This window comes from Thiolapillus sp. (assembly GCF_048562965.1).
GTDB lineage: Bacteria > Pseudomonadota > Gammaproteobacteria > Chromatiales > Chromatiaceae > Thiolapillus > Thiolapillus brandeum_A.
On the sequence record NZ_JBHNMF010000012.1, the window covers coordinates 17,483 to 23,503 of the forward strand.

7 protein-coding genes are annotated in these 6,021 nt (G+C 54.7%); 1 reads left to right on the forward strand and 6 read right to left on the reverse strand.

Annotated elements, in window-relative coordinates:
- Positions 1-245: 245 nt before the first annotated feature.
- Positions 246-1,577 carry a hypothetical protein gene (locus ACOCD2_RS01705; protein WP_419625584.1) on the forward strand — a complete coding sequence of 444 codons (1,332 nt, stop codon included), beginning with the start codon at positions 246-248 and terminating at the stop codon, positions 1,575-1,577.
- Between the two features lie 32 nt (positions 1,578-1,609).
- On the opposite strand, the gene ACOCD2_RS01710 is transcribed toward ACOCD2_RS01705, so the two are convergent.
- From ACOCD2_RS01710 to ACOCD2_RS01735, 6 genes are all read right to left on the reverse strand, one after another.
- Positions 1,610-1,921, reverse strand: a complete 312-nt coding sequence (locus ACOCD2_RS01710) for a hypothetical protein (protein WP_419596041.1) — start codon at positions 1,919-1,921, stop codon at positions 1,610-1,612.
- Positions 1,922-2,041: 120 nt separating this feature from the next.
- A complete protein-coding gene (locus ACOCD2_RS01715) occupies positions 2,042-2,362 on the reverse strand; it encodes a hypothetical protein (RefSeq protein ID WP_293815614.1) in 321 nt (106 codons plus the stop codon).
- Between the two features lie 11 nt (positions 2,363-2,373).
- Positions 2,374-3,618 (reverse strand): RHS repeat-associated core domain-containing protein, encoded by a 1,245-nt coding sequence (locus tag ACOCD2_RS01720; RefSeq protein WP_419601299.1) that lies wholly within the window; start codon positions 3,616-3,618, stop codon positions 2,374-2,376.
- Positions 3,615-4,463 carry a hypothetical protein gene (locus ACOCD2_RS01725; protein ID WP_419593884.1) on the reverse strand — a complete coding sequence of 283 codons (849 nt, stop codon included), beginning with the start codon at positions 4,461-4,463 and terminating at the stop codon, positions 3,615-3,617. The genes ACOCD2_RS01720 and ACOCD2_RS01725 overlap by 4 nt, the downstream gene beginning before the upstream one ends.
- 71 nt (positions 4,464-4,534) lie before the next feature.
- Positions 4,535-5,395 (reverse strand): hypothetical protein, encoded by an 861-nt coding sequence (locus ACOCD2_RS01730; RefSeq protein WP_419601298.1) that lies wholly within the window; start codon positions 5,393-5,395, stop codon positions 4,535-4,537.
- Positions 5,368-6,021, reverse strand: a 654-nt coding sequence (locus ACOCD2_RS01735; RefSeq protein WP_419625586.1) for a hypothetical protein, incomplete at its 5' end; no start/stop codon positions are given. The genes ACOCD2_RS01735 and ACOCD2_RS01730, both read right to left, overlap by 28 nt.

Genomic DNA, 6,021 nt, shown 5'->3' on the forward strand with positions numbered 1-6,021 from the left:
TCATGGGTTTGCTGGGTGAGCAGGAATGGAAGCATGTTTCGGCAATCTGGAAGCACATGCAGATGCTGTTTCAGCCTTTGCGCGAAGTCACCCGAAAGGTCTATGGGCGGGATCTGCAACCGGTGGATGGGCTGCGTATCGAGACCCCGCATGGTCCGGTAGCCGGGGGGTATTATCCTCTTGTAATGGATAGGGATGCGGCTGGCGCGGATGTCCTGTCTCGCTTTGAGTCCACAGAGGCCCTGATGAACGGCGGCCAGACACCCGGTATGCTGGTAAGACCATCTGCTGCCTATGAGCGGACGAATGCCATATACCCGGTGCTGTTGGATGCGTCTGTGATCTTCAGCCACTTCAACCGGGTGATCCACTACATCTCACACACAGATGCTGTGGATTCTGTCCGGAAGGTTCTGGCGGATGAGCGGGTTCATGGTGCTCTGCTGAAGAAAGCCGGGAAGCATGAGGTTAAATACCTGGGCTCGTGGTTGAAGGATATTGCATCGGACAAGCGGATGGAGCAGATCACGTGGCTGGAGCAGCTTATTCAGCGGTTGCGTTATGGCGTCGTAGTGGTTGCACTGGGCGCTAAGGTGTTTACATCGGTGCCAAAACAATTACTGGGCCTGTATAACACGGCCGTTGATATCAAGTCGGTTGGCGGGTCTTCTGGGGCACTGCTCAAGGCGTTTGCAGAGTTGATTCGGTCGCCTGGGCAGGTTGTTCGTGGTATCCGTGGCGAGAGCCCTGTGATGCTTTCCAGAATCGATACATATGACCGGGAGATTGCTGAGGCGCTTTCCTACATGGAGGGGGAGAATCCCCGGCTGATCCGGTGGAATGAGGCTGTGATGCTGCCTATTCGGGTGATGCAGTTCTATGTTGTGGATATACCCAGTTATATTACGGCGAAGGCACTGGCTATTAAAAATGGCAATAGTGAGCAGGACGCTATTACGTACGCTGAAGCATTTGTTACCCGCACACAGGGATCCGGTGAGGCGCGAGACCTGGCCTTCATCATGCGTCGCCAGCGGAATGTCATGCTACGTACGCTGACGATGTTCATGACGCCGATGATCAGTATTCTGAATCAGGCGCGGATGTACGGTTCAAAGCGCACAGCTGCCGGGTATTTGCAGCTGATGCTGGTCACTATGGCCCCTGCGGTTACTGCGGAGTTGATCCGGCAACTCTGGGAAGATGACGAAGATGATGAAGATTCGGATATTCTGAGTACTTTTGGTCGCGTGGTTTCTGACGGCACACTGTCTCTTTTCCCCTTAGGGAACATTGTGAATGCTGCTATACAGGGACAATCCCGCAGTACGCCCGTCATAGGTGAGATACAGCACGGAGTTATGTCCTTGAGCCGGTTATCTTCCAGCTTTTGGGACGAAGAGGCTGAGGTGAGTAAGCGGGATGTGATAGGTGTGCTGAAGTTTGCAGCAGTGCTGACACAGGTAGGTGGTGCTGACCAGGCGCTGGATACTGCCAGCGGTCTGTATGATGCTATTCAGGAGTGGGATGATCTGACAAAGAAGGAAGTTGCGTCGAAGATCATGTTTGGAAGGTAGGGCCTTATGACGGACCCTTCTCCTATATTCGGTTAATTGAGTTTTGTATCGTCTACCGCTTTAATAGGCACACAGTTAACTGAGGATACACTCTCTGAATCTGTGTCTGTTTGATTGAGTCTGAGACGGATAAGTTTAACCAGCGCGTCTTCGAGCGCGGCAGCCTCGTTATCCTCTTTGGTAAACGCATTCCCACGCAAGTCGCTCATGCCTATTAAGCCGTTGCCGTCCTTCAGGGCCAGGAAGCATACTGTAACGTTTGACATGTTAAAAGTGTGATACTGCACATCGTTGATGAGGTGCTTAAGTGGACCAAGGGAAGGTCCAAAACATCCGGATTCCATAACATTTCTCCTATATTCGGATAAAGGTAGGGCCTTCGCCGCCACCGTCGCTGACACCGGGAGTCGCTAACCCGGAGGACCCAGTGGAGCTTTGGGGACGGCAGAAGGCCCTATGTTGGTTTAGCAGAGTACTTGGGAAACGATCTTAACGTATTCGTCGATCTTATCCAGTTTGCTCTGTTGGTTATCGTGGTTGGAATTCACCATGTGGTCGATCACATCCAGCGCGGTGCCGGATCGAATGGTAACACGCTCGCCAGTGGCCTTTTTGGGGACCTCTGGGCGTACCCAGGTCTTACCATCTTTAGGATCTGGGCGTCGGGCATCACTCAGCTCCTGCAAAGTGCTGTCTACCAGATCGAGCAGCATGCATGGTGTTTTATTTGCGTCCTTCTTGAAGACACGGACCAGGGTACGGATGGTATCAATTGCGTGTTGCATGTGTATTTCTCCTATTTAAGATTAGCGGCATGAGCAGGAATTTCGATGCTTTCATCGATGCCCATGAAAATGATTGAGTCTCTAACAAACCGTTTCAGTCTTCCCAGCCAGATAGCGGCGCGGGTCTGTGGGACAGCTGGTGTAACCCCGGTTCCGGCGGTACTTGCCGTACTCAGTGGTGATGTTGTATCCGCTGAGTAAGCTACACCTGTTTCCACCGATTGCTGAATTTCGGTTTCAGTCATTGTACCAGCAATGGCCTCACTATTGAAGGATGTTGTTGCAATTCCTGTTTCCAGGAGTTCGGACTGATAGGTGGCCTGAGCTGCGTTTAGCGTGGTGAACCCCGGTACTGACTGGCCGATGGCCTGGATCTGTGCGTTTGCCAGCGGGGCTACTTCCTGCGTTCCCGCAAGAAGGGACATTTCGTACTCTTCGGGTGCGGTAGCCATAGCGGTTTCGAAGCTTGCTTCTGAGGCTGGGGCCATCACGGCTTCCCCTGCGATGCTGGTGGTGTTCTCAGCACCTATATCCACCAGGGAGGAGGTTGCGAAGGTGCCTGAAAGCATACTCACGGAGTCTTCTGTGGCCGATACAGTGACAGCTTCAGCTGCGATAGCATCGGCAGTATCGCCCATCACGGCAGCACCTCCGGATAGGCCCACTGCCTCTGCACCGGCTGTAGCGGATTCAACCCCGGTTGCCATGACTGCCCAGCCGGCGGATGCCGTGGCTACGGTTTCAGCGGCAACGGAAGCACCGGTTGCTACGCCGGTGGCGGCTGCACCCGCAGTTGCGGCAGCGGCCCCGGTGACAGCAGCCACTTCCCCAGCAGCTACGCCTGCCGCGGTGGCAGTTGCTGTTGCAGTAGCTGCTGCGGTGGCGGAGGCCGTTGCAGCAGTCACAGCTCCTGCCGTAGCGCCCCCGGCACCACCTGCGAGGGAGGCGGATATGGCAGATGTGCCTATCAGTGCCGTAAAGAAGGCAATGATGGCCACGGCGATTTCTCCCGACTTGTCATGGAACTTCAGGGGATTGTCCTTTGCGTAGAGATAGCTGCTGTATTCGGATCTGGCAGGGTCCGGTGTCAGGAACCGGGACAGCTTGTAGGAATAGGCACGTTTGCCAAAGATGTATACGGGGCCGTGGGCTACCTGCCCACCAAAACGCGGTGTTGTTACGTGCGCGGTATTCAGTGCAGCCATTCCGGCTATTCCCGCCAGTGTAGCCCCGGCAATGAGTGAACGTGTGTTCATCTGCCGGGGTTTAGTATGTTTTCCACGTCTTCACGCGTAGGCAACCAACGGCGGAGTATCCGTGCGTCATTCGCAGGCATTTGGAACCGGGTTGAGGCGGGCTCAAAGAACATGGGTACCTTAGCGGCTGTGGAGTTAATGGCCCAGTTGCTCAGGTAGGATGCGTACTTCCGACGGTTCTTGGGTTTTCGCCACCCTACGTAAGCCCTATCGATCTGTTCCTGTGTGATGTCGTCGGGGAACTGCTCACTTTGGAGGCGTTGTAGTGTAAGGGATTCGCTCCGGTTCATTGCGGTTTTATACTGAAGCTGGCTGCGTTTGAGTACCATGCTTTCGCGGGTATTGTAGTGTTCCAGTCTCTGTAGCCGGTGCAGGCGTTCCATTTCTTTGTCGCGTGGGGTCATATCGGCGATATCGATAAGCGTAGTAGTATCCTGTTGGGTCAGGTTCCGAAGTGTCTGAAGCTCCTCATCGACAGTTACCAGGGGAGGCAGCATGGCTACGGCACCGTTTGGTTGGGGCCGGGCTGTCAGGATAACGCGCGAACGACTTGTGCTGACTTGCGGCGTATCCCCCACCATAGGCCGTGTAGCCTCCCAGTCCAGTGAGTGCTGCTCGGTTGTTTCCAGGTACCGATCGATAAAGGCGCGAATGCGCTCAAAGATCCAGTCACCGTTGGGGTCGGCATACGTTACGGGCATCCCGGCACCGTAGGTATACCCTGATTGAAATTCCTGCTCAGGGTCGGGTTCTATGAACCGGGAAAGTCTGGGGTTCAGCTCCCGGTGTCCCAGTATAATAAGGTCCCCCGTATAGGAACCTTGGGCGTAGCGTGGGGCGCTCACGACCGTGGTTGATACGGTACAGGATAGCAGTAGGGTTAGGATGGTAGTTCTCATTTCCTGAGTTTAGCACATCAGTAGTGCCAGTTGCGCCCCGGATACTGGGAGAGGACGTGGATGATTCGGTCCCAGATAGACTTTCTTTTGGGCGCGGCAGACAGCGTTGGTATTTCATGGATAGGAGGTTTCCTGTAGGTTGATACCCAGGGATCAGTTCTCGGCCAGCGCGGGTCATAGGCTTGTTCGCGCGTGACGATGAGCCGTTCCCGGTAGTATTTCTTCTGATCGATGTATTCGGACCGTTGGACATTCAGGTCGCGTAGCTGCCGCTCAAGCGACATGCGCTTGTAATAGCTACGGAACCCGGATGGGAGCGCGTCACGTTCACGGGCTTTTAATTGCATCTTAGCTTCTACGTCGGAAAGGCGTGATTCCGTCCTGTTGAGGAAGCGCATGGTGGTGTTCATGGGTTCCGGCAACCGCAGGTAGCGGGCACCCCACTGGTCTTGTGGCGGTACCCGCATACGGGGGCTTTTCCGTAGTGTAACAGAGTTTCGCGAGGCTTTGAGGGTATCCTCGGTACTGGGAGTCAGCTTCTGCGTATGCTCCGTTGTTGCCGCGCTCTCGGGGGCATCCGTGAGAGGTGCGGTATCTTCTGAGATTTCCATCATCATCATGCTTGCGACTTCCATCATAGCGCCATTTGGGTCGGCATAGGTCACGGGGGAAGCCGCGCCGTACTGGTAGCCGGAGACGAACTGATTGGCTGGGTCAGGTGTGGTGAACCGGGATAGCCTAGGGTTGAGGTCCCGCACACCCAGATGGATGAGGTCTCCCCGGTAGTCGCCATTTGCATAGCGTGGATCACTCACACCTGCACTGGGCAGGAGTATCAGTGTGGTCAGTATCAGCGATCGGGTATTGAATCTATCCATGCTTGCACTCTCATCATTTTTTGTTCGTTGGTGGATTGCTCTGCGGAGGATGGCAAGATACGCAACTGATCAAAAAGCAGATTAGCGTCCAGTGTCTCCATCACAGGGGCCCACCCTGATTTCAGCTCCCATTGTCCGGTCTGAGGGTTATGGCCCAATCGCTGGGAAAAAGGGCGTCGTTGTAGCTCTTTCAGGGTCTCCGCGTAGCGGGCATGTTCATTTTGTACCCGAAGCGAATAGTACTCCCGATATTGACTGATTTCATCCCGGTATGCCTGGAGTTTGCGTAATCTCGCTGTGAACCGGAGCCGGAATAATTTACCCCGGATACCCGGGGCCGCGTGGTCCCGCTGCATCGTAACCACAAGGATCTCATGTTCTACCTTATTCAGCTTTTCTTCTGCTGTGTTCAGCTCAGCTATGGCACTGGTGAGGGACCGTGGTGGTGCGCTGTCTACCAGGTGCCGGGTGCTTCGCATACGGGGAGGTGGTGGCGGTGGCGGGGCTGGCCGGCGAATAATACGTTTGGGGTTTTCAACGGGTTTCAGGTTCTCAGCCTTTACGCGCTGTGTATTCTCAGTAACTGTAGCATACTCATTTTCCAAGCCATCCAGTGCACGCTCGAT

Coding starts and splice junctions, on each gene's coding strand:
- ACOCD2_RS01705 (WP_419625584.1), top strand. CDS start 246: ATGAACGGCGGCCAGACACCCGGTATGCTGGTAAGACCATCTGCTGCC.
- ACOCD2_RS01720 (WP_419601299.1), bottom strand. CDS start 3,618: ATGAACACACGTTCACTCATTGCCGGGGCTACACTGGCGGGAATAGCC.
- ACOCD2_RS01730 (WP_419601298.1), bottom strand. CDS start 5,395: ATGGATAGATTCAATACCCGATCGCTGATACTGACCACACTGATACTC.
- ACOCD2_RS01710 (WP_419596041.1), bottom strand. CDS start 1,921: ATGGAATCCGGATGTTTTGGACCTTCCCTTGGTCCACTTAAGCACCTC.
- ACOCD2_RS01715 (WP_293815614.1), bottom strand. CDS start 2,362: ATGCAACACGCAATTGATACCATCCGTACCCTGGTCCGTGTCTTCAAG.